Genomic DNA, 24800 nt, shown 5'->3' with positions numbered 1-24800 from the left:
CCCCTGCCCCCTGGATCCGCGCCGCGGCTCGCGCGGGGGGTCCCGACCGCCTCCCCGTGGGCCTGGCGGACGTGGAGGCCGCGCAGCGCGCCCTCGAAGGCGTGGCGGAGACCACGCCCCTGCAGCTCTCCCGCGCCCTCACCCGGGAGCTGGGCACCCCCGTGCACCTCAAGTGCGAGAACCTGCAGCGCGCCGGATCCTTCAAGGTGCGCGGCGCCTACGTCCGGATGGCGCAGCTGTCCGCGGAGGAGCGCGCCCGCGGCGTGGTGGCCGCCTCCGCGGGCAACCACGCGCAGGGCGTCGCCCTGGCCGCCGCCAAGCTGGGCATCCACGCCCGGATCGTGATGCCGCGGGGCGTCGCCCTGCCCAAGCTCCAGGCCACCCGGGACCACGGGGCGGAGGTGCAGCTGTTCGGCTCCACGGTGGACGAGGCGCTCGCGGAGGCCCGGCACTACGCCGAGCGCACCGGGGCGGTCTTCATCCCCCCGTTCGACGACCCGGCGATCGTGGCCGGCCAGGGCACGGTGGGCCTGGAGATCATGGACGCCCTGCCCGAGGTGGACACCGTGGTGGTGGGCATCGGCGGCGGCGGGCTCATCGCGGGCCTGGCCGTCGCGGTGAAGGAGCGGGCCCGGCAGCAGGGCCGCACCGTCCGCGTGGTGGGCGTGCAGGCGGCCACCGCCGCCGCCTATCCCGTCTCCCTCGCCGAGGGTCGCGTGCAGGTGCTGGAGAGCGTGTCCACCATCGCGGACGGCATCGCCGTCTGCCGGCCCGGAGATCTGCCGTTCGGGATCGTGGCGGCGCTGGTGGACGCCGTCGTGACCGTGACGGACGACGAGATCGCCGCCGCCATGGTGCACCTGCTGGAGCGCTCCAAGCTGGTGGTGGAGCCGGCCGGCGCCGTGGGCGTGGCCGCGCTGCTCTCCGGACGCGTGGCGGACCTGGGGGAGGAGCTCGGCACCACCGTGGCGGTCCTCTCCGGCGGCAACATCGACCCGATGCTGCTGCTCAAGTCCATCCAGTCGGGCCTGTCCGCGGCGGGGAGGTACATGACGGTGCGGATCCCGCTGCCGGACCGCGCCGGCGAGCTGGCCACCATCTCCCGGATCATCGCGGACACGGACGCGAACGTGGTGCGCGTGGACCACACGCGGGTGGGGCCCGAGCTGTCCATGGGCGGCGTCCACATCACCATCGACATGGAGACCAAGGGCTGGGAGCACTCCGACGCCGTGCTCACCTCCCTCCGCGAGGCGGGCTACGCCCCGTTGCGCCTCACCTGAGCCGGGTCAGCTGTGCTGGGCGGCGGTGGCGGCCGCCGTGGCCGAGGTCAGGCCCACGGCGCGGCCCACGGACCGCACGAGCAGGTCGTCCCGGGTGAGGCGCTCGAGCCGGCGGGTGAACTCGCGGCGGGAGGCCTCCTGCTCGCGGGCCTGGGGCAGCAGGTGGCGGGCCACGTTGAGGTGGTGCAGGACGCCGAGGATCAGCAGGTCCTCGTCGGAGGGGTCACCGCCCTCCGTCAGCGCGCGGGAGAGCCGGTCCAGGATCTCCTGCCGGGTGGTGGGGGAGGTGGGCACGTGACGGGTGTTCAGGAGCGCCTTGTGCTCCTCGAGCTCGCCGGTCTCGGTGAGGTGCGCGACCACGGGCTTGCGGGCCCGGGGGCGGCCCTTGCCCACGACCGCGGCGACCTTCTTCCCGGAGAGCGCGTCCGCCTCGGGCAGGAGGGCGTCCAGGACGGGGTGGTCCGTGGTGCCCGCGGACACGACCGTGACCCGGGCGCGGTCCACGCCGGCGTCCTCCTCGAGGGCCACGACGCCGGCCCGGCGCAGGTCCGCGAGCGCGGCCGCGGCCAGGGCCGTGCTGTGGTGGGTGGGGACGAGGGGACGGCCGTCCTCGGCGGTGAGGACCAGGTGCAGCTTCTCGGCGGTGAGCATGCGATCAGCGTAGCAACGCATAGCGGCCGCGCCCCGGGGTCGGGGCGCGGCCGCTGCGCGGGAGGGGCGGGGGTCAGGCCGTGTAGGGCTCGACCTTCCTGACCTCGACCTCGATCTCCTTGCCGTTGGGGGCGGTGTAGGACACCGTGTCCCCCTTCGAGGCGCCGTTGATGGCCTCGCCGAGCGGGGAGCGCTCGGAGTAGACCTCGAGGTCCTCGCCGTCGGCGGCGATCTCCCGGTTGCCGAAGAGGAAGGTCATCTCGTCGCCGGCCACGACGGCGGTGACCACGGTGCCGGGCTGGACGGTCCCGTCCGCGGTGCCGGTCTCGCCCACGCGGGCGGTCTCCAGGAGCTGCTTGAGCTCGGCGATGCGGCCCTCGTTCTTGGACTGCTCCTCGCGGGCGGCGTGGTAGCCGCCGTTCTCCTTGAGGTCGCCCTCGTCGCGGGCGGCCTCGATGCGCTCGATGATCTCCTGGCGGCCGGGGCCGGAGATGTGCTCGAGCTCCTTGCTGAGGCGGTCGTAGGCCTCCTGGGTCAGCCAGGGGGCGTCGGAGGGGGTGGTGGCCATGGGCGGTGTCCTCTCGGGTCGGGGCGGCCTCAGGGCCGCCGGGGATGCGAAGCGCCCCGCCGGCCGGGTGGGCGACCCCGCGCGGTGCGCGGACGATCGGCACGCCCGGGGCGACGGGGCGGGGAATCCGTGGACCAGTCTACCGGCGAGACGCACGTCACCCCAACCGGGGGCGGCCGGTCACGCGGCCCGGCAGCCGTCCACCACGCCGGTGACGCCGCGGGCCACGGTGCGCACGTCCACGGTGTACGTGGCGTCCCGGCCGGGGTCCGCCTCCGGGCCGGGGTCGATGCGCACGGTGCGGAAGCCCACGGGCGCGGCCTGGGCGTCCATGACCACCAGGTCGCACTCGGCGGCGACCCCCTCGGGGACCGACACCTGGAAGGTCACGGAGGCCGCGCCGGCGTCGTGGATCCGGTAGCCCACGTCCTTGGCCTGGACCTTGCCCACCGACACGTTGAGGCCGATCACCACGGCCAGGGCGACGGCGGCGGCCAGGGCGACGGCGCCCAGGGCAAGCCACAGGGGCCGGCGGGAGGCGCGGCGGTGTACCACCCCGTAGCGGTTGGCTAGGGTGTTCTCCTGCGCGTGCGCATCATGGGCGGGGGTCGAGGACATCCCCTCCAGCCTATCCGCCGCGTCCCGCCCCCGCGGTCGTGCGGGGGGACCGTCTCCCGGAAGGAACCCCGCCGTCGTGTCCGCGCCGTCCCCCGCCGCCTCCGCACCCCTGCCCGACTCCACGGGCCTGCGGCTCATGGCCGTCCATGCGCACCCGGACGACGAGGCCTCGAAGGGCGCCGCCATGATGGCCGCCTACGCCGCGGCCGGGGCCGAGGTCCTGGTGGTCACGTGCACCGGCGGCGAGGCCGGTTCGCTGCTGAACCCGTCCTTCGCCGACCTGGTCCGGGCCGAGCGGGACATCACCGCCGTCCGCCGGGAGGAGATGGCCCGCGCCGCCGAGGCACTGGGCGTGCAGCAGGTGTGGCTGGGCTTCCTGGACTCGGGCCTGCCCGAGGGCGACCCGCTGCCGGCCCTGCCGGACCACTGCTTCGCCCAGCTGCCCCTCGAGACCGCGGCGGCCCCCCTGGTGGCGCTCGTCCGGCGGTTCCGTCCCCACGTGCTCATCTCCTACGACGAGGCCGGCGGCTATCCGCACCCGGACCACATCCAGGCCCACCACGTCACCCTCGAGGCGTGGCGGGCGGCCGGCGACGCCGAGGCCTACCCGGGCACGGGGGAGCCGTGGGAGATCGGCAAGCTGTACTACGACCGCGCCTTCAACCCGGAGAAGTTCCGTGCCCTGCACGAGGGCTTCGTGGCCTCCGGCCAGGAGTCGCCGTTCGCGACGCGGATGGCCTGGTACGAGCAGGCGGAGGCCATGCGGGAGGTCCTCCGCCGCCGCGAGGCCGGGGAGGACGTGCCGGATCCGAAGGACGTTCCCGCCTGGATCCCGCCGCACCACGAGGTGACCACGCAGATCCCCGTGGCCGACTTCCTGGACGAGCGGGACGCGGCCCTGCGCGCGCACGCCACGCAGGTGGACCCGGACGGCCCGTTCTTCGCCGCCCCGAACGAGATGCTGCGCTCCACGTGGCCGTGGGAGGACTACGCGCTGATCGAGTCGCGGGTGCCCGCACCGACCCCCGAGGACGACCTGTTCAACGGACTGCGCTGATCCTCCCCGGGGTGCGCTGAGCGTGTCCGGCCCGCGCCGGTAGACTCGGACGTCGTGATGTCCCTGAGCCCCCTCGCCCTGTCCGCCGCGCTCGCGGCCGCCGTGTCCGCCGCCCCCGCGCCCGCGGTGCCCGAGCCCACGCTGAAGCCGGGCCTGTCCGAGGCGGACATCACCCCGGGCATCGAGGGCTTCCTCTTCACCGCCCTCATGGTGGCCATGACCATCCTGGTGATCCGGCTGATGGTCCGCTCCGTGCGTCGGGTGCAGCAGCGCTCCCCGGAGGCCGAGGCCATGCTCGTGGAGCGCCACCAGGGGCACCTGCCCGAGGAGGTCCGTGCCGGCGGCGAGCAGCTGGACGGCGACGCCGAGGACCGCCTCACGCGCCTGCAGCGCACGTACCCCGGGTACCTCCAGGACCCCACGCCCGAGCCCGAGGCCCCGGACACCGGCCGCGACTGAGCGCGGCCGCGCGTCGTCCCGGCCCGGGTCAGCGGGCCAGGTAGGCCATGAAGACCGCGATGCAGTGGCACACGAAGCCGCCCACGGTGAACACGTGGAAGAGCTCGTGGAAGCCGAACCACTCGCGGTGGATCGTGGGGGCCTTGAGGGCGTAGAACACGGCGCCCACGATGTACGCGGCGCCGCCGGCGCAGATCAGCACCGCCGCCGGCAGGTGCGCGGCGAAGAAGTCGCCCAGGTACAGGACGGCGGCCAGGCCCAGGGCCACGTAGACGGGCGTGTAGAGCCACCGCGGGGCGTCGGTCCACAGCAGCCGGAACGCGACGCCGAGCAGTGCCCCCACCCACACCACGGTGAGCAGCACGGCGGCCTTGTCCGGGGGCAGCAGGGCCAGGGAGAGCGGGGTGTAGGTGCCCGCGATCACCAGCATGATGTTGGTGTGGTCCAGGCGCTTGAGCACCCGGGAGACGGACTCGTTCCACTGCACCAGGTGGTAGGTGGCCGAGACGCCGAACAGCAGCAGGCCCGTCACGGTGTACACCACGGCGGCCCAGCGCAGCGGGGTGGTGGGCGCCAGCACGATCAGCACGATCCCCGCCGCGAGCACCAGCGGCGTCATGGCGGCGTGCACCCAGCCGCGCAGCCGCGGCTTGAACAGGGGATGGTCGGGGTCCCGGACGCGTTCGATCCGCCACCGCATCGGGCGTCCGGTCCGGTTCGTCGGCGCGTGCTCGGAGAGGGGCATGCCTCCATCCTCGCGCATCGGCGGGGGCGGACACGTATCCTGATCACCCCGGCCCCACCTGGAGAGCGAGGTGCACCGTGCGTCGACCCGAGGCGTTCTACCGCCTGTACGAGCGTCGGCTCGCGCGTGGCCTGGACCCCGAGCGCCTCCCGCACCACGTGGGCGTGCTGGTGGACGGCAACCGCCGCTGGGCGCGCGCGTTCGGCGCCACCACGGAGGAGGGCCACCGGGCCGGCGCGGAGCGCATCCTGGACTTCATCGGCTGGTGCGACGAGGTGGGTGTGCCCGTGGTCACGCTCTACATGCTCTCCACGGAGAACTTGGCCCGGCCCGCAGCCGAGCTCGCCCCGCTGCTCGAGATCATCATGACCACGGCCGAGCGCCTCGCCGAGCCGCGCGAGGACCGGGCGCCGGTGCGCGTGCAGCCGGTGGGCGCCGTCGACCTCCTGCCCCCGCGCATGGCGCGCTGTCTGCGGGACGTGGCCGAGCAGACGAAGGACAACACCGGCGTCCACGTGAACGTGGCCGTGGGGTACGGGGGCCGGCGGGAGATCGTGGACGCGGTCCGGGAGCTGCTGCGCGAGGCGGACGCCGCCGGCACGAGCGCCGGGGACGTGGCGGACGCCCTCACCGTGGACGCGATCTCGGACCGGCTCTACACCCGCGGCCAGCCCGATCCCGACCTCGTGATCCGGACCTCCGGGGAGCAGCGGCTGTCCGGGTTCCTCACGTGGCAGTCCGCGTACTCCGAGTTCTACTTCTGCGAGGCCATGTGGCCGGCCTTCCGCCGCACGGACTTCCTCCGCGCCCTGCGGGACTACGGGCGGCGTCAGCGCCGCTTCGGCGCCTGAGCGGCGCCGGCCTGCCGGGGCAGGCTCAGACCTCCAGCGGACGACGCCGACGCTCGGCCCGGTCCGCCCGCCCCCACACCAGGGCCAGCAGCACGCCGGCCACGGCCCCGGCCAGATGGCCGGTCCAGGAGACGCCGGGCTGAGGGAGCAGGCCGATCAGGGACGAGCCCAGGTAGGTCACGGCGACCACCAGGGAGACGGCCACCGCGAGCACACGCCGGGCCACGATCCCGTAGACCAGCAGGAACGCGGTGAGCGCGTAGACGATCCCCGAGGCGCCGATGTGCACCCCGGGCGTGCCGATCAGCCACGAGAACGCCCCGGAGAGCAGCCACGCGGCCGCGAGCAGGGCGAGGGGGCGCCGGGAGACGAGCGCCGCCGTCGGGCCCAGCACCAGCAGGGCGGTGGTGTTGCCGATCAGGTGCCGCCAGCCCCCGTGCAGCACCGGGGAGAACAGGATCCCGTCCACGCCCGCGGTGCTGCGGGGGATCAGGCCCAGCCCGTCGATCAGGGGGCGGCCGGCCACGAGGGTCACCAGGAACATGGCCCACATGAGCGCCAGCAGGAGCGCGGTGGGGGCCACGGCCCGCAGCAGCCCGCGGCCAGCCCGGTCCGTGAGGGTCTCCATGGGGCGGGGTCGGCCCGCGGTGAGGCCGGTCTGCCGGTGAGACGGGGTCAGGGACATGGCGGGCTCCTGGGCGGGGTGCGGGGGTCGCGACCAGTCTAGGGCGTGGGCGGGGTCCCGGCCCGGGCCCCGAGGGCTTCACCCGCCGTTCACGGGACACTCCCCGGGCGGTCCCGGGAGGCCGCCTAGCGTGGGTCGGGAGCGGGCGGCCCCGCCCGCGTGCGCTCAGCGAGGAGGACGGCATGACGACGACGGCGACGGGTACGAGGGATGGTGCGGCACTGGCCGACGAACGGCGGACCTACGTGGTGGACACCTCCGTGCTCCTCTCGGACCCCCGGGCGCCGCTGCACTTCGCCGAGCACGAGGTGGTCCTGCCGCTCGTGGTGGTGACCGAGCTGGAGTCCAAGCGTGCGGACCCGGACCTGGGCCACACCGCGCGGGCCGCGCTGCGCCTGCTGGACGAGCTGCGCCGTCGCCACGGCCACCTCGACCGGCCCGTCCCGCTCACCGCCGAGGGCGGCCGGGTCCGGCATCGAGGTGGCCCCCGGGGATCCGGCGCCGACGGCGGAGCGGCTGCCCGTCAACACCGGGCTGCGCCTGGCCTCCTCCCGGGGGGGGCCGGTCTGGCCCGCGTGCGGGAGGGCGGCGTGGCGCGGATCGTCCGCGGGGACCAGGAGGTGTTCGGCCTGCATGGGCGGTCCGCGGCCCAGCGGTTGGCCCTGGACCTGCTGCTGGACCCGAGCGTCGGGATCGTGTCCCTGGGAGCAGGCGGTGTTCGACACCCTCGGCTCGATCGTGTCCTCGTCCGTGATCGACGAGGTGGTGGACCGCGGGATGCTCGAGGTGCTGCCGTTGACGCACATCCGCGGCCGCTCCCTGCACGACGCGTGGGTGATCGTGGACGAGGCGCAGTCCCTCGAACGGACGGTGCTGTTGACGGCCCTGTCCCGGATCGGGCGGAACTCCAAGGTCGTCCTGACCCACGATGTGGCCCAGCGGGACAACCTGCGGGTGGGCCGGCACGACGGGATCGCGGCCGTGGTGGAGCGGCTCAAGGGCCACCCGCTGTTCGGCCACGTCACGCTGACCCGGCCGGAGCGCTCGCCCATCGCGGGACTGGTGACGGAGCTGCTCGAGGAGGGCGGGGCCTGACGGCGACGACGGATCGGACCGTTGGCCGATCGTGCAGGAAGGCTGGACGATCGGCCAGCGCCGGGTGACCGATCGGACAGGACTTCCGGCCGGGACGATGCCACGCCACTCGCCTATGTGACGGCAAAGAGAAGGGGGGCCGCTGCGAACAGCGGCCCCCGGCGGGGGTGCTCGGCCCCGCGGAGGGGGGATGGGGGACCGAGGAAGCCCGCGTCCATGGCCCCTTGAAACGGGATCGAGGCCATGGGTCTCAGGATCGGCTCTACCCAGAAGGGAGCCGATGAAGCGAGCGTACCCGTCACTGTCGATGGGCGCAACTGCACTTTCGACGGGTTGCGGCAGGGGCCGGTGCTGTGATTGTCAACCATGGACCGATGGGGCTGTGGATCGGTGCGGTGCCGGCGGCGTGCGGGTGTCTAGCCTGGGTCCATGACGTGGTGGGGGTGGGCCTGGGAAGCCGGAGCGTGGCCGACGCTTGTGCTGTGGGGAGCCGGGCTGGTGTGGTTCGCCGGGTGCGCGGCCGTGCTGGTGCGGACGGACCTGTGGGAGCACCGGCTGCCGAACCGGTGGACGCTGCGCCTGTGGGCCGGCGGCCTGGCGACCATGGGCGGGGGAGCGGTGCTGGGCGGCCGGTGGGAGGTGGTCGCCTCGGTGTTGCTCGGAGGTCTGGGATACGCAGCGGCCATGCTGGCTCTCCACCTGCTCAGCCGCGGGGGCCTGGGCATGGGGGACGTGAAGCTCGCCGGCGGCCTGGGCTCCTACACGGGCGTGGTCGGGTTCGACGCCGTGGTGGCCGCCGGCGTGCTGGCGGTCCTGCTGGGCGGGCTGACCGCCCTGGTGATGCTGGTGCTCCGACGGGCCACGCGGGCGACCGCCCTGCCTTTCGGCCCGGCGATGGTGCTCGGAGCGATGGGTGCGCTCGTGCTCCCATGAAGACCTCGAGGGTGGCATGCCGAAGGACCCTGACGCGGGTCGGTGGCCCTCGAGCTGCCCCGGCGCCTCCGCGCCGGTGCGGGAGGGGGTCAGATGCCAGTGGGGGACGAGGTCTTCGTCCAGACCTTGCCCATGCCGGTGTTGTCGGAGTAAGTGAGCTTGATGTCCGCGGCTGCGGTGGCGACACGCGACGGGCCGCCCCCTGCGCAGGGGACGGCCCGTCGTCGTCGGTGGTGCCGGTTGCCGCGTCAAGCGCGGCCGGGGGTCACTGGCCCGGGTGCGTCATGGACATGGTGTCGAGGGCCTTGTCCAGCTGCTCCTCGGTGACCTCGCCGCGCTCCACGTAGCCGAGGTCCACCACGGCCTCGCGCACGGTCATCTTGTTGGCCACGGAGTGCTTGGCGATCTTCGCGGCGGCCTCGTAGCCGATCACCTTGTTCAGCGGGGTGACGATGGACGGGGAGGCGCCGGCCAGGAAGGTGCAGCGCTCCTCGTTGGCCTCGATGCCGTCGATCATCTTGTCCGCCATCACGCGGGCGGTGTTGGCCAGCAGGCGGATGGACTCGAGCAGGTTGGCGGCCATCACGGGGATGCCCACGTTCAGCTCGAAGGCGCCGTTGGTGGAGGAGAGCGCCACCGTGGTGTCGTTGCCGATCACCTGGGCGCACACCATGATGGCGGCCTCGCAGATCACGGGGTTGACCTTGCCCGGCATGATCGAGGAGCCCGGCTGCAGGTCCGGGATGAAGATCTCGCCGAGGCCGGTGTTCGGGCCGGAGCCCATCCAGCGGAGGTCGTTGTTGATCTTCATGATCGAGTAGGCCACGTTGCGCAGCTGGCCGGAGGCCTCCACGAGGCCGTCGCGGTTGGCCTGGGCCTCGAAGTGGTCGCGCGCCTCGGTGATCGGCAGGCCGGTCTCCTCGGCGAGCAGCTCGATCACGCGGGCGGAGAAGCCCTTCGGGGTGTTGATGCCGGTGCCCACGGCGGTGCCGCCCAGGGGCACCTCGGCCACGCGGGGCAGGGAGGACTGCACGCGCTCGATGCCGTAGCGGATCTGCGCGGCGTAGCCGCCGAACTCCTGGCCCAGGGTCACCGGGGTGGCGTCCATGAGGTGGGTGCGGCCGGACTTCACGATCCCCTTGAACTCCTCGGCCTTCTTCTCGAGGGACTCCGCGAGATGCTCGAACGCCGGGATCAGGTCGTTCACGAGGGCGCCGGTGACGGCCACGTGCACGGAGGTCGGGAACACGTCGTTGGAGGACTGCGAGGCGTTCACGTGGTCGTTCGGGTGCACCTCCTCCTCGGAGCCCGCGTCCTTGAGGCGGCGGGTGGCGAGGGTGGCGAGCACCTCGTTGGTGTTCATGTTGGAGGACGTGCCGGAGCCGGTCTGGAACACGTCGATCGGGTACTCGCCGTCGTGCTTCCCGGCGATGACCTCGTCCGCGGCGGCCACGATCGCGTCGGCGCGTTCCTGGGAGAGGATGCCGAGCTCGGCGTTCGCCTTGGCGGCAGCCTTCTTGATCTGGGCCAGGGCGTGGATGTGGGCCGGCTCGAGGGTCTTCCCCGAGATGGGGAAGTTCTCCACGGCACGCTGGGTCTGAGCCCGGTAGAGCGCGTCCACCGGCACCTTCACCTCGCCCATGGTGTCGTGCTCGATGCGGAACTGCTGATCGTTGTTCTCTGCCATGCGGCTCATCCTAGTGAACGGCCCCACGCCCGCGCCCCGTCTGTCAGATCGTGAGGTCTCCGACCACGCGACCGGGCTGGGCGGTGCCCTCGTGCAGCGAGTAGGTCAGCCCGACGACGGCGGTGCGTCCCTGCTCCACGGCCCGCGCCAGGGACTGGGACGTGTCCACGAGGCGGTCGCAGGTCTGGTCCACGTGCTCGGCCACGAAGTCGTCGATGTCCTCCACGCCGCGACGGCGTCCGGCCAGCACGGACGGGGTGATGCGCTCCACCAGCGAGCGGATGAACCCGGGCGGCATGGAGCCGGAGATGTAGGACTCCACGGCGGCGGTCACCGCGCCGCACGAGTCGTGGCCGAGCACCACCACGAGCGGGATGTCCAGGACGTCCACGGCGTACTCGAGGGTGCCGAGCACGGCGTCGTCGATCACCTGGCCGGCGGTGCGGATCACGAACACGTCCCCCAGGCCCACGTCGAAGATGATCTCCGCGGCCAGGCGGGAGTCGGAGCACCCGAAGATCACGGCGATCGGCTCCTGGCCCGCGGTCAGGCCGTGGCGGCGCTCGGCGTCCTGGTTGGGGTGGCCGGGGTCCCCGGCCACGAACCGGCGGTTGCCGGCCGAGAGGATCTCCCACGCCTCCGCAGGGGTGGGGCGGCGCGGCGCCTCGTCCTGCGCCATGGCGGCGCCGTCGGGGCTCTGGTCGGGTGCGGCGGTCATCGGATCTCCTTCGCGACGGCGCGGGCCAGGTCCTCGAGCACCGCGCGGTCGCCGGTGGTGGTCAGCACCACGGTGCCGCCCTCCGTCCGTGCGACCAGGTGCTGCTCGTCCGTGCCCTGGGGGGTGAAGTGCTCCCACGTGATCCCGTCTGTCTCCACGGTGCCCACGGCGGGCGCGGTGCCCACGCGCAGCGTGGTCCACGTGCGGTCCGCCTCGGCCGACTGGCGCAGGCCCGCGAACACGGTCTCGGTGACCACCCAGCCGACCTCCCACGTGGGCAGGCCGTCCAGGCGGGTCAGCCGGGCGTAGTTGGAGGTCCAGCCCTCGGGCACCTGCGGCGCGAGCGCGGGCAGGTCCCCCTCCTCCTGCGGCACGGTGGCCGCCGCGGCCGCCACGTCCACGCGGTCCGCGCGCGGCGGGGTGGCCGGGGACTGGTTCATCAGCAGCACGGCCGCGGCGATCCCGAGCACCATCAGGGTGGACAGCACCATGGCGATCCAGGGTGCGCGGGCCCGCTGGGCCTGCTTGACGGTCAGGACCGGCCGCGGGGCGGGGGCGTCGGTGGGGGCGGGGGAGCTCATCAGAGGGCATTCTGCCACCGTCCGGCACGCCCCCATAGGATGGGCCCGGGGCAGAGTGGCCCCGGCGTCCGCCGTGCGCGGCGCATCGAGCTCAAGGATCGGAGAGCAGGATGACCAGCGCGTCCTCGGAGAAGACCGGCTACGAGAACCACGTCCCGGACCGCAACCTCGCCATGGAGCTGGTGCGGGTGACGGAGGCGGCGGCGATCGCCGCGAGCCCCTGGGTGGGCGTCGGGGACAAGAACCGGGCGGACGGGGCCGCGGTGGACGCGATGCGCGCCTTCATGGACACCGTCTCCATGGACGGCACCGTGGTGATCGGCGAGGGCGAGAAGGACGAGGCCCCCATGCTGTTCAACGGCGAGTCCGTGGGCGACGGCACGGGTGCCCCCGTGGACGTGGCCGTGGACCCGATCGACGGCACCCGCCTGACCGCCATGGGCTACAACAACGCCCTGTCCGTCTTCGCGGTGGCCGAGCGCGGCACCATGTTCGACCCCTCGGCCGTGTTCTACATGGACAAGCTCGTGGTGGGCCCCGAGGCCGCGGACTTCGTCGACATGCGCCTGCCCGTGAAGCAGAACGTCACCCTCGTGGCCAAGGCGCTGGACAAGCCCGTCTCCCAGGTCACCGTGTGCGTGCTGGACCGCCCCCGCCACGAGGACCTGGTCCGCCAGATCCGCGAGGCCGGCGCCCGCGTGAAGTTCATCCTCGACGGGGACGTCGCCGGCGCGATCGCGGCCGCCCGCCCCGACACCGGCGTGGACATGATGATGGGCATCGGCGGCACCCCGGAGGGCATCGTCACCGCGTGCGCCATCAAGGCCACCGGCGGCGTCATCCAGGGACGTCTCGCCCCGGTCGACGACGACGAGCGGCAGAAGGCGATCGACGCCGGCCTGGACCTGGACGCGGTGCTCACCACGGACGACCTGGTCTCCTCGGACCACTGCTACTTCGCCGCCACCGGCATCACCGACGGCGACCTGCTGCGCGGCGTCCGCTTCCAGCACGGCCGGGTGCACACCCAGTCCATCGTGATGCGCTCCAAGTCCGGCACCGTGCGCACCGTGGACGCCGAGCACGACGTGCAGAAGTGGGCCAAGTGGCTCGACGGCCGCGGGTGACGTCCCGCTGAGCCGGGCCCGCAGGGGCCCGGCCCTCGGCCGTCAGGACGAGGGCAGGGCGGCCACGAACACGGTGGCGCGGCCGTGCCCCTCGGCGGTCAGCGCGAGAGGGGCGTCGGCGGTCTGCGCGGCCGGGACGAACACGGACTGGCCGGGGGTGAGACGGACGGCCTCGTCCCCGCAGCGCAGGACGGCCGTGCCCTCGGTGGCCACGGCGATCGCCGGCCCGGCGACGTGGGCGCGCACCCCGGCGCCCGGCGCGTCCCCGGTCGGGGCGAGCCGACCGGCGTCGGCGCTCAGGCGCGTGAGCTCGAACTCGTCGAACGGCGGACGGTAGCGCGTGACGCCGTCGCCGTCCGCCTCGGGATCCGTGTAGGGCACGGGCATCGGCTCGAACTCCACCACGGCCCGCAGCTCCGCCAGGTCCACGTGCTTGTCCGTGAGGCCGCCCCGGAGCACGTTGTCCGAGGCGGCCATGACCTCCACGCCGAGGCCGCGCAGATAGGCGTGCACGTTGCCGGCCGGCAGGTGGACGGCCTGGCCCGGCTGCAGGTCCACGCGGTTGAGCAGGAGGGTGACCACCACGCCCGGGTCCCCGGGGAAGTGCTCGGCCACCTGGAGGGCGGTCTCGAGCGCCTCGTCCTGCCGGATCAGGTCCGGCATGCCGCGCAGGGCCTCCACGAGCTGGTCGACGCCGCCCTCGGCGGTCCACACGGAGGCGGGGTCGAGGATGTCGGTGAAGGCGCCCTCCACGTCCTCGTCCGCGAGGAGCACGGCCATGCGGCGCGCGGCCACGGCCACCTGCGTGGAGTCCCCGTCCGCCCACTCGGTCAGGGCGAGGGCCACGCGCTCGAAGGTCGCGGTGGCCTCCTCCGGCCGACGGAACCCGCACAGCGCGGAGAACGGCGTGAGGGCCACGATCATCTCCGGCTTGTGGTTGTCGTCCTTGTAGTTGCGGTGGGGGGCGTCCGCGGGCACGCCCGCCGCCTCCTCCTGCGCGAACCCCTCGCGGGCCCGGCCCAGGGTGGGGTGGGCCTGGATGGACAGCGGCTGGGCGGCCGCCAGCAGCTTCATCAGGTAGGGCAGCCGGCCGAAGCGCCGGGCGGCCCCGAGCGTGCCCTCCGGGTCCGCGGCGATCACCTCGTCCAGGCCGCGCCGGCTCCCGTCCTCCCCGACGACGGCGCTCGGCGCCCCCGGATGGGCCCCGAGCCACTTCTCCGCCTCCGGGGCGCCGGTGGGCTCCCGGCCCTCGAGCCGGGGCAGGAGCGTGGGGGATCCCCAGGCGTAGTCGCGGACGGCCGCGTCGAGCACATGCATGCCCCCAGGGTAGGCCAGACCGGCCGGTGGGCCACTGGTCAGGCGGGGGCGCACAGGTCGTTCGTGGAGGCGATCCGCACGAGCTCCGCCTCGTACCCGGCGTCCTGCAGCGCCATCAGCTCCTCGGCCGAGTACGGGCTGCCGTCCGCATGGGAGGGGGCGTCGGGCCACGTGTCCGGGTCGTCCACGTCCACGCCGTCCTGCCGCCCGGCGGCCGGGGCGGCGAGCACGGTGAGCACGGGGACCGCCCCGGCGGCCGTCGTCGTCGGGGTGGTCCGGGCGGCCCCCGCCCGGGCGCGCGCCTCGGGCTCGGCGTCGAGCATCTCGGCCACGCGCCGGTGCACGAGGTCGTAGTCCGGGTCCGCGGTGAAGTGGTCCGCCGCGGTGCCGAAGTCGGGGGCGCCGATCGTCAGGCGGGGCATCTCGTACCTCCGGGACCCCTCCGCCAGGTCCACGAAGGTGCCCAGCTGACGCTGGGGGAGGTTCGTGGTGACGATCTGCTGGCCGGCGTCGAGGATGCCCTGGAAGCGGGTGAGCACGGTGGCCGGGGTGAACTGCTCGAGCATCGCCGCCTGCATGCACTGCTGGCGACGGATGCGGGCGTAGTCCGTGGCGAACTTGCGGGAGCGGGCGAACGCGAGGGCGTCCTCGCCGTCGAACCGGTGGGTGCCGGGAGCCCACCAGATGTCCCCCCACTCGCCGTCGGGGCGCTGGCCGCGGTGGGTGACGTAGCCGCCGGAGACCACCTCCACCCCGCCCATCGCGTCGATCAGCTGGGCGAACCCGGCCATGTCCATCATGGCGTAGCCGTGCACCTCGATCCCCAGGATCCCGCCGGCGGCGTCCATCATGGCCTCCGCGCCCGGATGCTCCGCGTCCGGGTACAGGTCCGGGTGCTTCTCCTCGACGTCCGTGTAGAGGGAGTTGAGGATGCACGCGTCCCCGCAGTCGTAGCCGGTGGGGTACGCCTGCCACAGGGGGGAGCCCTCGGAGAACGGGGCGTTCTGCAGGTTCCGGGGCAGGGAGAACATGGCCGCGGCGCCGGTGTCTGCGTCCAGGGAGACCACGTGCATGGAGTCCGGGCGCAGGCCGGTGCGGCCCTCGCCGGCGTCCCCGCCCATGACGAGCACGTTGTACCGGCCGTCCGCGGCCGCGAGGGCCGGGCCGTCCCCGAACACGCTGCCCAGCGCCCCGCGGCCGGCCTGGGAGGCCCAGCCGCCGTAGAGCAGTCCGCCGCTCGTGACCAGCACGGCCGCGGCGGTGGCGGCGGCCGTCGCCGCGCGCGCCCGGGGCGCCAGCAGGCGCGCCTGGATGAGCCGGAAGGTGTCCAGCCACAGCCATGCCCAGCCCAGGCCCAGCGCCACGAGGGCGGCGCCGAGGCCGATCAGGACGACGTCGTTCGCCAGCAGGGAGAGGAGCGTGGCGCGGGAGGCGAGGTACAGGGCCAGCGCCGCGGCCAGCACGGCCCACACCGTCAGGGTGACCCGCAGCGCGGCGCGCCCGAGCCGGCGGCTGCCGGCGACCGCCTGGGCGCCGCCGGGCACGAGGGCGGTGAGCAGCAAGAGGATGCCGGCGCGGCGGCGGCGCTCGGCGGGGGAGGCCGCCCGCGGGTCCCGCAGCGGGTCCGCGGTGCTGTGCAGGTGCAGGGGGGAGGAGGGCACGGTCTCAGGCCTCGGCGGTCAGCCGGTCCCGGAGTCGGGCCCCCTTCGCCTGGGCCTGCGCGTTGAGGTCCGCGGCGTGGGCCGTGAGGGCGTCGCGGAGCCGGGCGGCCTCGTCCGAGTCGCCCGCGGCGAGGATGCGCGCGGCCAGCAGGCCGGCGTTCGTGGCGCCGTCCACGGAGACGGTGGCCACCGGCACGCCGGAGGGCATCTGCACGATGGACAGCAGGGAGTCCAGCCCGTCCAGGGACTTCAGCTTCACGGGCACGCCGATCACCGGCAGCGGGGTGACGGCGGCGAGCATGCCGGGCAGGTGCGCCGCGCCGCCGGCGCCGGCCACGATCACGCGGATCCCGCGCTCGTGCGCGGACGCGCCGAACGCGGTCATCTCATGCGGCATGCGGTGCGCCGAGACGACGCCGACCTCCACGGGCACGTCGAGGGAGCGCAGGGCCTCGGCCGCCTGGCGCATCACGGGCCAGTCGGAGTCGGAGCCCATCACCACGGAGACCACGGGCGCCGCGTCCTGGAGGGGCTGGGTGAAGGGGGCGTCGGGTGCGGTCACGGGCGGGCCTCCGGGGCGGGGTCGAGGGGACGGGGCGCGGTGCCGTCGCGCAGGACGGCGGCGGCAGAGTCGGCGGCGAGGGCGGCGTCGGCCAGGCCGAGCCCGGCCTCGGCCACCACGTTCACGTGGCCCACCTTGCGGCCGGGGCGCACGTCCTTGCCGTAGGTGTGGACCTTGGCCCGGGGATGGGCGGCCATGGCGTCGGCGTAGCCGGAATGCAGATCCTCGCGGGCCCCGCCCAGGATGTTCTTCATGACGGTGCCGCGGCCGTGGGGCGAGGTGTCTCCGAGCGGCAGGTCCAGCACGGCGCGCACGTGCTGCTCGAACTGGCCGGTCACGGCGCCGTCCATGGACCAGTGGCCGGAGTTGTGCGGGCGCATGGCCAGTTCGTTGACCTGGAAGCCCGGGCCCACGCCTGGGGTCTCGAACAGCTCGACGGCGAGCATGCCCACCACGCCGAGCTCCTCGGCGATCCGGGCGGCCGCCGCGGACGCGGCCTCCGCCACGGCGGGGTCCAGGTCCGGGGCGGGCGCGGTGACGACGTCGCACACCCCGTCCGTCTGCACCGACTCGACCACGGGGTAGGCGGCGATCCGGCCGGAGGGCGTGCGGGCCACCTGCGCGGAGAGCTCGCGGGAGAACGGCACCATGGCCTCGGCCAGCAGCGGCGCGATGCCCGCGCCCAGCCACGTGGCGAGGGTGCCCTCCTCGGCGCCGGCGCGGGCGTCCTCGGCGGAGTCCACCACGAGCACGCCCTTGCCGTCGTAGCCGCCGCGGGCGGTCTTCAGGACCATGGGCCAGCCGTGCCGGTCGCCGAAGGCCACCACCTCGTCCAGCGTGCTCACCGGCGCCCAGGCCGGGTTCGGCAGGCCCAGGCGCTCCACGGCCTCCCGCATCAGGAGCTTGTCCTGCGCGAACTGCAGGGCGTCGGGGCCGGGGCGCACGGCCACGCCCTCCGCCTCGAGCGTCCGCAGGTGCTCCGTGGGCACGTGCTCGTGGTCGAACGTCACCACGTCCACCGTGGCCGCGAAGGCGCGCAGGTCGTCCAGGGAGGCGTGGTCGCCCACCACGTGGGGGGCCACCTGGGCCGCGGAGGCGTCCGGGGCCTCCGCGAGCACGCGGAAGGGCACGCCCAGCTCCGCGGCCGGGCCCGCCATCATCCGGGCCAGCTGGCCACCGCCGATCACACCGAGTCGAGGGGAAGTCACGGCACCAGGCTAGTGGCGCAGGCTGGGAACTCCGTCAGGATCGCCGCCGTGCCGTCTCCGCGGGGCCGGTGCCGGCCCCGCCCGGCACTACAGTGTTCCCCAGCCGTCCGGCGGCCGACCGCCGCACGGACCCCGTCGTCCGAACCGAGGTGTCCCGCCCCATGCCGTCCGATCTCTGGCGCCGCGCCACCGGTGTCGTCTCCATGCTGTGGCGCGAGGTCGCCAAGTTCGGCACGGTGGGTGCCGCCGCGTTCGTGATCGACTCGCTCGTCTTCTGGTGGATGATGACCGGCCCGCTCGAGGGCTCGAACGTCAAGGCCAAGATCGTGGCCGGCGTGGTGGCCACGATGTTCAGCTGGGTGGCCAACCGCTACTGGACCTTCCGGGACAAGCGCTCCACCAACAAGGTGCGCGAGCTCGTGATGTTCCTCCTCATGAACGCGATCGGCCTGGGCATCCAGGCCGGCTGCGTCTTCATCGCCCAGTACCTCATGGGGATCACGGACCCCACGGGCCTGTTCATCGCCGGCAACGTGGTGGGCCTGTTCTTCGGCACCATGTTCCGGTACTTCGCCTACCGCTTCTGGGTGTTCCGGGAGGAGCTGGACGAGGAGCCCGGCTTCGCCAACGACATCGCGGTGATCACCGGCCAGATCCCCGTGCTGCACGACCACGCCGAGCACGCCCCGGGCGTGGTGCACCGCCACCGGCCGCACCCGGAGGACGACGCCCGCTGACCGCGGCCCCGCGCCGGTCTCAGGCCGGCACGACGGCGCAGCGCCCCGCGTCCCACTCCTCCAGGGTCCCGCGCACGACGTCGGCGCCCAGCCGCGCGCGTCCCTCGCCGCGGCCGTCACCCGTGCCGGCACCGGAGGCCGGGACCGCGTCCGGCGTCACGTGGTCCACGGGCCCGGGCAGGGTGTCCGGCTGCGCGCGGATCTCCGCGGCGAGGTCCACCACGGAGGGGTCCGCGGAGCCGTCCCCGAAGTCCGGCTCGAGCCCGCGCGGCAGGCGCACCGCCACGACCGTCAGCGCCGGGTCCTGCCACGCCTCCGGGCGGTCCGTGAGCACGGCGGCCGCCGTGGCGTCCTCGGCGGGGCAGGGGGCGCCCGAGGCGGGGTCCAGCCGTGCGCCCGACACCAGCACGCCCAGGGCCAGGGCGCGGGAGAGCCAGTGGTCGGGGAGGTCCACGAGGACCGCGTCCCCGGGGCCCACGCCCTCGTCCAGCAGCAGGCCGGCGGCCTTGGCCGCCCAGTTCACCACCACGGCGCCGGACAGCTCGATCCGCTGGTCCACGCCGCCGTGGCCGCCGCCGGCATCCGGTGCGGGATCCTGCCGCAGCGCGGGGCGGGGCGAGGCGGCCAGCCGGGTGACCAGCGGGCCCTGGGCGCGGGGTGTGGAGAGGGAGACCATGGCCTCAGTCTGGCACCCCGGACCGCGCCGGCGACCGGCCGGGGGGCGAATGACAACCGTGTAATCTGGTCGGAGTCCTGGGGCCGCGCCGCGCGCCGTCCCGGGCCACGGGACCGTCGAGCAAGGGCCACAGGAGAGTGCTGACCATGCAGGACACGCAGCGGATCGAGGACGCCGGCCACGCGGAGCGCGCCCAGGCCGCCGCCCGCTCCCGCGCCGTTCCCAGCGACTGGTTCCTGGACCCCGCCGACCCCGCCGCCGGGGCGTGGGACGCCTCCGGCTCCCTCGAGGACCGGGCCTCGGCGCTCCTCGCCGCCCATGACCTCCTGGACGACGACGACGACGACGCCGGCACCCCGGGCGCCACCGTCACCGAGCTGGCCCCGCGCCGCGAGGCCGCCCGCGCCGAGGGGGCCGAGCGCTGGGAGCCGGTGCCCGGCGTCGTGATGGAGCCCGTGGAGGGCGAGCTGGCGTGGCAGGTGGACGCCCTGTGCGCCCAGACGGACCCCGAGGCCTTCTTCCCGGAGAAGGGCGGGTCCACGCGGGACGCCAAGCGGGTGTGCGCCGCGTGCCTGGTGCGCCAGGAGTGCCTGGACTACGCCATGGACAACGACGAGCGGTTCGGCATCTGGGGCGGGCTCTCCGAGCGGGAGCGCCGCCGCCTGCGCCGCGAGCGCGGCTGACCGGTGCTCGGTCCGGCCGGTGCGGTCGGTCAGACCCGACCCCACGAGGGGTCGAGCGTCTGCGGGTCCACGCCGAGCGCGGCCGCACAGCGGCTGAGGGCCACCCCGTAGACGGCGTCCTCCAGGTCGGCGGTCTCCACGGTCTCCCGCAGGGGCCGCTCGAAGAGGGTGAGCACCACCCCGTCCGGCCCGTCGGTCTCCGCGCGGCCGAACAGCTCCTCGTCGTCCCCGTCCGCGCGGGCGCGGAGCAGGGCCAGGCGGTCGTCCAGACGGTCCGGGATGCGCTCCACCCGCGCGGTGACCCGGCGCAGCCCGGGGACGCCGAGGCCGGCGAGGCGCTCCACGGCGGACTGCACGGCGTCCACGAAGGCCTCCACGCGCCCGCGCGGGTTGCGCACCCCGAAGGGCAGGGGGTGCCGGAGCCCGCGGCCGCGCACGTCCCGGCGCCGGCCCGGTCGACGCCCGTGGCCCGGCGCGCGCGGGGACGTCGGCGGCAGCGGGGCGAGGGGGTCGGCGGACATGGGCCCATGCTAGGCCAGCGGGCGCAGGCCGCCCGGTCCCCCGGGGCGGGTAGGGTGATCTGCCGTGGGAGCCATGCGACGCTGCAGCAAGACGCCGTGCCAGGAGCCTGCCCTGGCCACGCTGACGTACAACTACGCCGACTCCCAGGTGGTGATCGGCCCGCTGTCCCAGCTCGCCGAGCCCCACGCCTACGACCTCTGCGCCGCGCACGCGGACCGCATCACCGCCCCGCGCGGCTGGGAGGTCCTGCGCATCGACGCCCCGGCCCCGGCGGCCCCCGCGCGGGGCCCGCTGCGCGCCGTCGACGACGCCTGGTGACCTGCGCCGTCCCGGCCCGCCTGCGGCGTCCGGGCGCCTCGGTAGGCTGGGGTCCATGACCAACACCCCCTCCGCACGTCAGACCCCCGACGTGGACCCCGCGTACGCCAACCGCACCACCGTGCCCGGCGCGCGCTTCGACTTCGCGGTCCGCGACCTCTCCCTGGCCGAGGCCGGCCGTCACCAGATCCGCCTGGCCGAGCACGAGATGCCGGGCCTGATGTCCCTGCGCGAGGAGTTCGGCGAGTCCCAGCCCCTGGCCGGCGCCCGGATCGCCGGCTCGCTGCACATGACGGTGCAGACCGCCGTGCTGATCGAGACCCTCACGGCCCTGGGCGCGGAGGTCCGCTGGGCCTCGTGCAACATCTTCTCCACGCAGGACGAGGCCGCGGCCGCCGTCGTGGTGGGGGAGGGCACCCCGGAGGACCCGCGGGGCGTGCCCGTGTTCGCATGGAAGAACGAGTCCCTCGAGGACTACTGGTGGACCGCCTCGCAGATCCTCACCTGGCCCGGCGCCGCGGAGGACCCGGAGCTGGGCCCCAACATGATCCTCGACGACGGCGGGGACGCCACCCTCCTGGTGCACAAGGGCGTGGAGTTTGAGGCGGCCGGCGCGGTGCCCTCCGCCACGGAGGAGGACCCGGAGGAGTACCGGATCATCCTGGAGACCCTGCGCCGCTCCCTCGCGGAGGACCCGCAGCGCTGGACCCGCACCGCGGGCACCCTGCGCGGCGTCTCCGAGGAGACCACCACCGGCGTGATGCGCCTGTACCAGCTGGCCCAGGCCGGCACCCTGCTCTTCCCGGCCATCAACGTCAACGACGCGGTGACCAAGTCCAAGTTCGACAACAAGTACGGCATCCGCCACTCCCTGCCGGACGGCATCATGCGGGCCACGGACGTGCTGATCGGCGGCAAGGTGGCCGTGGTGTGCGGCTACGGGGACGTGGGCAAGGGCGCCGCCGAGGCGCTGCGCGGCCAGGGCGCCCGGGTGATCGTCACCGAGATCGACCCGATCTGCGCGCTGCAGGCGGCCATGGACGGCTACCAGGTGGCCCGCCTCGAGGACGTGGTGGAGCAGGGCGACCTGTTCATCACCACCACGGGCGGCAAGGACATCATCATGGCCGAGGACATGCTCCGCATGAAGGACAAGGCGATCGTGGGCAACGTGGGCCACTTCGACAACGAGATCGACATGGCCGGGCTGGCCCGCGTCCCCGGCGTGGTGAAGACCGAGATCAAGCCGCAGGTGCACGAGTGGACGTTCGAGTCCGGCACGGAGTCCGAGCGCTCGATCATCGTGCTCTCCGAGGGCCGCCTGCTGAACCTGGGCAACGCCACCGGCCACCCGTCCTTCGTGATGTCCGCGTCCTTCACCAACCAGGTGATGGCGCAGATCGAGCTGTTCGGCGGCTCCACCGGCACCGGCGCCCTCACCGGCCAGCACTACGAGAAGCAGGTCTACACCCTGCCCAAGGTGCTCGACGAGAAGGTCGCCCGCCTGCACCTGGACGCCCTCGGCGTCGGGCTGACCGAGCTGTCCAAGACCCAGGCCGAGTACCTCGGCGTGGACGTGGCCGGCCCCTACAAGGCGGACCACTACCGCTACTGAGCCCGTGCCGCCCTCCGCGGCGGCCCGGCAGGAGAGGACTCCCATGGCTTCCCAGATCCCCGGGGGCGGGCGCGCGGACCGCGCCGGCTCCGACGACTTCGAGTCCGGGCTGGACTACGGCGCGTTCGTGGAGGACGACGCCGACACCACCCAGGCGCTGCCCCGTCAGGGCGGCACGGACCGCCCCGGTGCGGGGGACAACCCGACCCTGGTGATGGATCGCGGCGGGATCGCCGCGGCCGGCGGGTCCGGTGTCGGCGCGCACGCCGCGGACGGCAGGGAGGACATCGCGTTCACGCGGGAGACCCCGGCGGCCGCCACCGCCCCCGCGGGGGCGCTCGGCGGTACGGCGGCCCGCCCGACGGTGCGCCAGGGCGCCCCGGTGGGCGGCCACGCCCCGGACCGCTACCCGGGGGACGCCGCCGCCGCGCCCGCGGGGGTGGCCGGCTCCCGTGCCGTGGACGCGGACGGGCCCACCCCGGAGGAGCAGGCGCGCCTGCCGAAGGCGGGGCCGCGCATCGCGCAGGTGCTGCTGGCCGTGCTGGCCCCGCTGACGCTGCTGCTGGGCGCCGTGCGCCTCGTGGCCAGCCCGCTGTTCCTCTGGCTTGAGTACCACCGGCCCGGGTTCCCCGCGGACGACTACGGGTTCACCACGGCGGACCGGATGCACTACGGCTCCGCCGGCCTGGACTACCTGAGCAACGCGGCGGGCTCCCGGTACCTGTCCTCGCTGATGCACGAGGGGCAGCCGCTCTTCACCGCCGCGGAGGTGTCCCACATGACCGACGTGAAGATCGTGATGCTCGCGGCCACGGCCGCCCTGGTGGTGCTGGCCCTGGTGTGCGCCGCCCTGGCCTGGTACCTGCACCGCACCAGCCCGGGCGGGGTGCGCCGCGCCCTGTTCGCCGGCGCGGTGTGGCTGCTGATCGCCCTCGTGGTGCTCGGCGTGCTGGCCGCCACCGGGTGGGAGACGTTCTTCGCCGGGTTCCACTCACTGTTCTTCGCGGACGGCACGTGGACGTTCTCCACGGCGGACTCGCTCATCCGCCTCTACCCGGGCCAGTTCTGGGTGGACGCGGCCTTCGCCGTCGCCGTGCTGACCCTGGCCGGTGCGCTCCTGGCGCTCGTGCTGGGCTGGCCGAGCCGCCGCCGTCGGGAGCTGACGCAGGACCGCCGCGCCCAGCTGGAGGCCACCCGCCTGCGCTGGGCCCGCGAGGACGCCTACGGGGCGCGCTGAGCGCGCCCCGCGGGACGTCCCGCACGGACCACAGGCCCCCGGCGGCAGTCGCTGCCGGGGGTCGCTCAGTCGGCGGTGGGGTAGTCCGTATAGCCGCGCGCCCCGCCCACGTAGAACGTCTGCGGGTCCGGCTCGTTGAGGTCGAGGCCCTCACGCCAGCGGCGCACCAGGTCCGGGTTGGCGATCAGCGCCCGGCCCACCACGGCGGCGTCGGCCAGGCCGTCCTCCACGATGTGCCGGGCCTCGGCCAGGTCCGTGGGGGAGGCGAAGCCGCTGTTGAGCAGGAACGTCCCGCCGAAGCGCTCGCGGAGGGCGGCCACCAGGTCGCCGTCGATGTCCCGGTGCAGCACGGACAGGTAGGCCAGGTCGAGGTCGGCCAGGCCGTCCAGGATCGCCCCGTACGTGGCGAGCACGTCCTGCCGGTCCGGCTCCAGCACCCCCTGGACGTCGTGCTCGGGGGAGATCCGGAGGGCGGTGCGCTCGGCCCCGATCTCCGCGGCCACCGCGCGCACCACCTCCACGGTCAGCCGCGCCCGGTTCTCCGGGGAGCCGCCGTAGCGGTCCGTGCGCCGGTTGCTGGAGGCCGCGGCGAACTCGTGCAGCAGGTAGCCGTTGGCGCCGTGGATCTCCACGCCGTCCACGCCCGCGTCCACCGCGCGGCGGGCGGCGTCCGCGAACTCCTGCACGATCCCCGGCAGCTCCTCGGCCTGCAGGGCGCGGGGCACGGAGCCCTCGAGCTTGCCGGAGAAGCCGCGCACGGGCACGCCCGGGCCGATCGCGCTGGGGGCCACCGGCTCGGCGCCGCGCAGCAGGTCCGGGTGGCACATGCGCCCGCCGTGCATGATCTGCAGGAACAGGCGCCCGCCGTCGTCGTGGACCGCCTCGGCCACGCGCGCCCAGCCGGCGGCGTGGTCCGCGTCCGCGATCCCGGCCTGGCCGGGGAAGGAGCGGCAGGAGAACGCCGGGAACACGCCCTCGCTCATCACCAGGCCCGCCGAGGCACGCTGGCGGTAGTACTCCACGTGCAGGTCCGTGGGGACGCCGTCCTCGCCGGCGCGCTGGCGGGTCAGCGCGGCCATGGTCACGCGGTTGTCCAGGCGCAGGGCGCCGAGGTCGAGGGGGTCGAACAGGGAGGGCATGGGGGTCCTGTCGGTCGGGTCGGTCGAGGTCACCCCCGGCAACGGGCGGGCGGGCCGCGGATATTCC

The 24800-nt window shown here is 74.4% G+C and carries 26 protein-coding genes and 1 pseudogene; 12 read left to right on the top strand and 15 right to left on the bottom strand.

Annotation, left to right across the window (positions count from 1 at the left end; all coding sequences use genetic code 11):
* The first annotated feature begins 14 nt into the window (after positions 1–14).
* Positions 15–1283, top strand: coding sequence for a threonine ammonia-lyase (ilvA, locus tag BJ976_RS08535; protein ID WP_167736920.1), 1269 nt, complete (start codon positions 15–17; stop codon positions 1281–1283).
* A 6-nt stretch (positions 1284–1289) separates the two neighbouring features.
* Here the strand turns inward: ilvA and BJ976_RS08530 are convergent, their stop codons facing one another.
* The 3 genes from BJ976_RS08530 to BJ976_RS08520 form a co-directional block, all read right to left on the bottom strand.
* On the bottom strand, positions 1290–1934 hold the full coding sequence (locus tag BJ976_RS08530; RefSeq protein ID WP_135028936.1) for a GOLPH3/VPS74 family protein: 645 nt from the start codon (positions 1932–1934) through the stop codon (positions 1290–1292).
* A 73-nt stretch (positions 1935–2007) separates the two neighbouring features.
* Entirely contained in the window at positions 2008–2502 is a 495-nt protein-coding gene (gene greA / locus BJ976_RS08525) for a transcription elongation factor GreA (RefSeq protein WP_135028938.1), read from the bottom strand.
* Positions 2503–2682: 180 nt separating this feature from the next.
* Positions 2683–3120 carry a DUF4307 domain-containing protein gene (locus BJ976_RS08520; RefSeq protein ID WP_135028940.1) on the bottom strand — a complete coding sequence of 146 codons (438 nt, stop codon included), beginning with the start codon at positions 3118–3120 and terminating at the stop codon, positions 2683–2685.
* A 136-nt stretch (positions 3121–3256) separates the two neighbouring features.
* Here BJ976_RS08520 and mca point away from each other — a divergent pair, with 136 nt between their 5' ends.
* Together mca and BJ976_RS08510 are read left to right on the top strand one after the other, a co-directional pair.
* A complete protein-coding gene (mca, locus tag BJ976_RS08515) occupies positions 3257–4177 on the top strand; it encodes a mycothiol conjugate amidase Mca (protein ID WP_135029199.1) in 921 nt (306 codons plus the stop codon).
* A 57-nt stretch (positions 4178–4234) separates the two neighbouring features.
* Complete coding sequence (locus BJ976_RS08510) at positions 4235–4636, top strand: hypothetical protein (RefSeq protein WP_135028942.1); 402 nt, start codon at positions 4235–4237, stop codon at positions 4634–4636.
* Positions 4637–4664: 28 nt separating this feature from the next.
* Here BJ976_RS08510 and trhA read toward each other — a convergent pair whose 3' ends face one another.
* Positions 4665–5381, bottom strand: coding sequence for a PAQR family membrane homeostasis protein TrhA (gene trhA, locus BJ976_RS08505; RefSeq protein WP_135028944.1), 717 nt, complete (start codon positions 5379–5381; stop codon positions 4665–4667).
* 77 nt (positions 5382–5458) lie between these two features.
* Here trhA and BJ976_RS08500 point away from each other — a divergent pair, with 77 nt between their 5' ends.
* Positions 5459–6232 carry an isoprenyl transferase gene (locus BJ976_RS08500; protein ID WP_135028946.1) on the top strand — a complete coding sequence of 258 codons (774 nt, stop codon included), beginning with the start codon at positions 5459–5461 and terminating at the stop codon, positions 6230–6232.
* Positions 6233–6257: 25 nt separating this feature from the next.
* Here BJ976_RS08500 and BJ976_RS08495 read toward each other — a convergent pair whose 3' ends face one another.
* On the bottom strand, positions 6258–6917 hold the full coding sequence (locus BJ976_RS08495; protein WP_135028948.1) for a rhomboid family intramembrane serine protease: 660 nt from the start codon (positions 6915–6917) through the stop codon (positions 6258–6260).
* A gap of 182 nt (positions 6918–7099) precedes the next feature.
* Here BJ976_RS08495 and BJ976_RS08490 point away from each other — a divergent pair.
* Positions 7100–8012, top strand: a pseudogene (locus BJ976_RS08490) (PhoH family protein).
* A gap of 429 nt (positions 8013–8441) precedes the next feature.
* Complete coding sequence (locus BJ976_RS08485; protein WP_135028950.1) at positions 8442–8945, top strand: prepilin peptidase; 504 nt, start codon at positions 8442–8444, stop codon at positions 8943–8945.
* A gap of 265 nt (positions 8946–9210) precedes the next feature.
* On the opposite strand, the gene BJ976_RS08480 is transcribed toward BJ976_RS08485, so the two are convergent.
* The 3 genes from BJ976_RS08480 to BJ976_RS08470 are packed head-to-tail and all read right to left on the bottom strand — an operon-like array spanning position 9211 to position 11931.
* On the bottom strand, positions 9211–10632 hold the full coding sequence (locus BJ976_RS08480; protein ID WP_135028952.1) for a class II fumarate hydratase: 1422 nt from the start codon (positions 10630–10632) through the stop codon (positions 9211–9213).
* A 43-nt stretch (positions 10633–10675) separates the two neighbouring features.
* Complete coding sequence (locus tag BJ976_RS08475; RefSeq protein ID WP_135029201.1) at positions 10676–11311, bottom strand: carbonic anhydrase; 636 nt, start codon at positions 11309–11311, stop codon at positions 10676–10678.
* Positions 11312–11346: 35 nt separating this feature from the next.
* A complete protein-coding gene (locus BJ976_RS08470; protein WP_135028954.1) occupies positions 11347–11931 on the bottom strand; it encodes a DUF4245 domain-containing protein in 585 nt (194 codons plus the stop codon).
* A 110-nt stretch (positions 11932–12041) separates the two neighbouring features.
* On the opposite strand from BJ976_RS08470, the gene glpX reads away from it, so the two are divergent.
* Positions 12042–13058: a class II fructose-bisphosphatase gene (gene glpX, locus BJ976_RS08465; RefSeq protein WP_135028956.1), complete on the top strand. Its 1017-nt coding sequence runs from the start codon at positions 12042–12044 to the stop codon at positions 13056–13058.
* Between the two features lie 42 nt (positions 13059–13100).
* On the opposite strand, the gene manA is transcribed toward glpX, so the two are convergent.
* The 4 genes from manA to BJ976_RS08445 all read right to left on the bottom strand — a co-directional run bounded on the left by manA (position 13101) and on the right by BJ976_RS08445 (position 17806).
* Positions 13101–14375: a mannose-6-phosphate isomerase, class I gene (gene manA, locus BJ976_RS08460; RefSeq protein ID WP_135028958.1), complete on the bottom strand. Its 1275-nt coding sequence runs from the start codon at positions 14373–14375 to the stop codon at positions 13101–13103.
* Between the two features lie 38 nt (positions 14376–14413).
* A complete protein-coding gene (locus tag BJ976_RS08455) occupies positions 14414–16036 on the bottom strand; it encodes an LCP family protein (protein WP_135028960.1) in 1623 nt (540 codons plus the stop codon).
* A 4-nt stretch (positions 16037–16040) separates the two neighbouring features.
* The gene (gene purE / locus BJ976_RS08450; RefSeq protein WP_135029203.1) at positions 16041–16532 is read right to left on the bottom strand and encodes a 5-(carboxyamino)imidazole ribonucleotide mutase; all 492 of its coding nucleotides are present in this window, start codon (positions 16530–16532) and stop codon (positions 16041–16043) included.
* Between the two features lie 62 nt (positions 16533–16594).
* On the bottom strand, positions 16595–17806 hold the full coding sequence (locus BJ976_RS08445) for a 5-(carboxyamino)imidazole ribonucleotide synthase (RefSeq protein WP_135028962.1): 1212 nt from the start codon (positions 17804–17806) through the stop codon (positions 16595–16597).
* A 161-nt stretch (positions 17807–17967) separates the two neighbouring features.
* On the opposite strand from BJ976_RS08445, the gene BJ976_RS08440 reads away from it, so the two are divergent.
* Positions 17968–18543 carry a GtrA family protein gene (locus BJ976_RS08440; RefSeq protein WP_135028964.1) on the top strand — a complete coding sequence of 192 codons (576 nt, stop codon included), beginning with the start codon at positions 17968–17970 and terminating at the stop codon, positions 18541–18543.
* A gap of 19 nt (positions 18544–18562) precedes the next feature.
* Here the strand turns inward: BJ976_RS08440 and BJ976_RS08435 are convergent, their stop codons facing one another.
* Entirely contained in the window at positions 18563–19219 is a 657-nt protein-coding gene (locus BJ976_RS08435) for a TIGR03089 family protein (RefSeq protein WP_229667207.1), read from the bottom strand.
* Positions 19220–19365: 146 nt separating this feature from the next.
* On the opposite strand from BJ976_RS08435, the gene BJ976_RS12025 reads away from it, so the two are divergent.
* Positions 19366–19902, top strand: a complete 537-nt coding sequence (locus tag BJ976_RS12025) for a WhiB family transcriptional regulator (protein ID WP_135028966.1) — start codon at positions 19366–19368, stop codon at positions 19900–19902.
* 29 nt (positions 19903–19931) lie between these two features.
* Here the strand turns inward: BJ976_RS12025 and BJ976_RS08425 are convergent, their stop codons facing one another.
* Positions 19932–20423, bottom strand: coding sequence for a hypothetical protein (locus tag BJ976_RS08425; RefSeq protein ID WP_184231840.1), 492 nt, complete (start codon positions 20421–20423; stop codon positions 19932–19934).
* A 73-nt stretch (positions 20424–20496) separates the two neighbouring features.
* On the opposite strand from BJ976_RS08425, the gene BJ976_RS08420 reads away from it, so the two are divergent.
* The 3 genes from BJ976_RS08420 to BJ976_RS08410 are packed head-to-tail and all read left to right on the top strand — an operon-like array spanning position 20497 to position 23594.
* Positions 20497–20742, top strand: coding sequence for a DUF3499 family protein (locus tag BJ976_RS08420; RefSeq protein WP_135028968.1), 246 nt, complete (start codon positions 20497–20499; stop codon positions 20740–20742).
* A 55-nt stretch (positions 20743–20797) separates the two neighbouring features.
* On the top strand, positions 20798–22357 hold the full coding sequence (gene ahcY, locus BJ976_RS08415) for an adenosylhomocysteinase (protein ID WP_167736907.1): 1560 nt from the start codon (positions 20798–20800) through the stop codon (positions 22355–22357).
* A 43-nt stretch (positions 22358–22400) separates the two neighbouring features.
* Positions 22401–23594, top strand: coding sequence for a TIGR01906 family membrane protein (locus tag BJ976_RS08410; protein ID WP_135028970.1), 1194 nt, complete (start codon positions 22401–22403; stop codon positions 23592–23594).
* Positions 23595–23659: 65 nt separating this feature from the next.
* On the opposite strand, the gene BJ976_RS08405 is transcribed toward BJ976_RS08410, so the two are convergent.
* Positions 23660–24733: an alkene reductase gene (locus BJ976_RS08405; protein WP_135028972.1), complete on the bottom strand. Its 1074-nt coding sequence runs from the start codon at positions 24731–24733 to the stop codon at positions 23660–23662.
* Positions 24734–24800: the final 67 nt, after the last annotated feature.

This window comes from Micrococcus flavus (assembly GCF_014204815.1).
Classification (GTDB): Bacteria; Actinomycetota; Actinomycetes; order Actinomycetales; family Micrococcaceae; genus Micrococcus; species Micrococcus flavus.
The sequence above is the reverse complement of the archived record's forward strand: the minus strand, read 5'-3'. Positions and strand labels throughout refer to the sequence as shown.

Coding starts and splice junctions, on each gene's coding strand:
- mca (WP_135029199.1), top strand. CDS start 3,257: ATGGCCGTCCATGCGCACCCGGACGACGAGGCCTCGAAGGGCGCCGCC.
- BJ976_RS08470 (WP_135028954.1), bottom strand. CDS start 11,931: ATGAGCTCCCCCGCCCCCACCGACGCCCCCGCCCCGCGGCCGGTCCTG.
- BJ976_RS08495 (WP_135028948.1), bottom strand. CDS start 6,917: ATGTCCCTGACCCCGTCTCACCGGCAGACCGGCCTCACCGCGGGCCGA.
- BJ976_RS08510 (WP_135028942.1), top strand. CDS start 4,235: ATGTCCCTGAGCCCCCTCGCCCTGTCCGCCGCGCTCGCGGCCGCCGTG.
- BJ976_RS08425 (WP_184231840.1), bottom strand. CDS start 20,423: ATGTCCGCCGACCCCCTCGCCCCGCTGCCGCCGACGTCCCCGCGCGCG.
- BJ976_RS08435 (WP_229667207.1), bottom strand. CDS start 19,219: ATGGTCTCCCTCTCCACACCCCGCGCCCAGGGCCCGCTGGTCACCCGG.
- BJ976_RS08410 (WP_135028970.1), top strand. CDS start 22,401: ATGGCTTCCCAGATCCCCGGGGGCGGGCGCGCGGACCGCGCCGGCTCC.
- trhA (WP_135028944.1), bottom strand. CDS start 5,381: ATGCCCCTCTCCGAGCACGCGCCGACGAACCGGACCGGACGCCCGATG.
- ahcY (WP_167736907.1), top strand. CDS start 20,798: ATGACCAACACCCCCTCCGCACGTCAGACCCCCGACGTGGACCCCGCG.
- BJ976_RS12025 (WP_135028966.1), top strand. CDS start 19,366: ATGCAGGACACGCAGCGGATCGAGGACGCCGGCCACGCGGAGCGCGCC.
- BJ976_RS08475 (WP_135029201.1), bottom strand. CDS start 11,311: ATGGCGCAGGACGAGGCGCCGCGCCGCCCCACCCCTGCGGAGGCGTGG.
- BJ976_RS08480 (WP_135028952.1), bottom strand. CDS start 10,632: ATGGCAGAGAACAACGATCAGCAGTTCCGCATCGAGCACGACACCATG.
- glpX (WP_135028956.1), top strand. CDS start 12,042: ATGACCAGCGCGTCCTCGGAGAAGACCGGCTACGAGAACCACGTCCCG.
- BJ976_RS08440 (WP_135028964.1), top strand. CDS start 17,968: ATGCCGTCCGATCTCTGGCGCCGCGCCACCGGTGTCGTCTCCATGCTG.
- greA (WP_135028938.1), bottom strand. CDS start 2,502: ATGGCCACCACCCCCTCCGACGCCCCCTGGCTGACCCAGGAGGCCTAC.
- purE (WP_135029203.1), bottom strand. CDS start 16,532: ATGGGCTCCGACTCCGACTGGCCCGTGATGCGCCAGGCGGCCGAGGCC.
- BJ976_RS08405 (WP_135028972.1), bottom strand. CDS start 24,733: ATGCCCTCCCTGTTCGACCCCCTCGACCTCGGCGCCCTGCGCCTGGAC.
- manA (WP_135028958.1), bottom strand. CDS start 14,375: ATGCATGTGCTCGACGCGGCCGTCCGCGACTACGCCTGGGGATCCCCC.
- BJ976_RS08520 (WP_135028940.1), bottom strand. CDS start 3,120: ATGTCCTCGACCCCCGCCCATGATGCGCACGCGCAGGAGAACACCCTA.
- BJ976_RS08420 (WP_135028968.1), top strand. CDS start 20,497: ATGCGACGCTGCAGCAAGACGCCGTGCCAGGAGCCTGCCCTGGCCACG.
- BJ976_RS08530 (WP_135028936.1), bottom strand. CDS start 1,934: ATGCTCACCGCCGAGAAGCTGCACCTGGTCCTCACCGCCGAGGACGGC.
- BJ976_RS08485 (WP_135028950.1), top strand. CDS start 8,442: ATGACGTGGTGGGGGTGGGCCTGGGAAGCCGGAGCGTGGCCGACGCTT.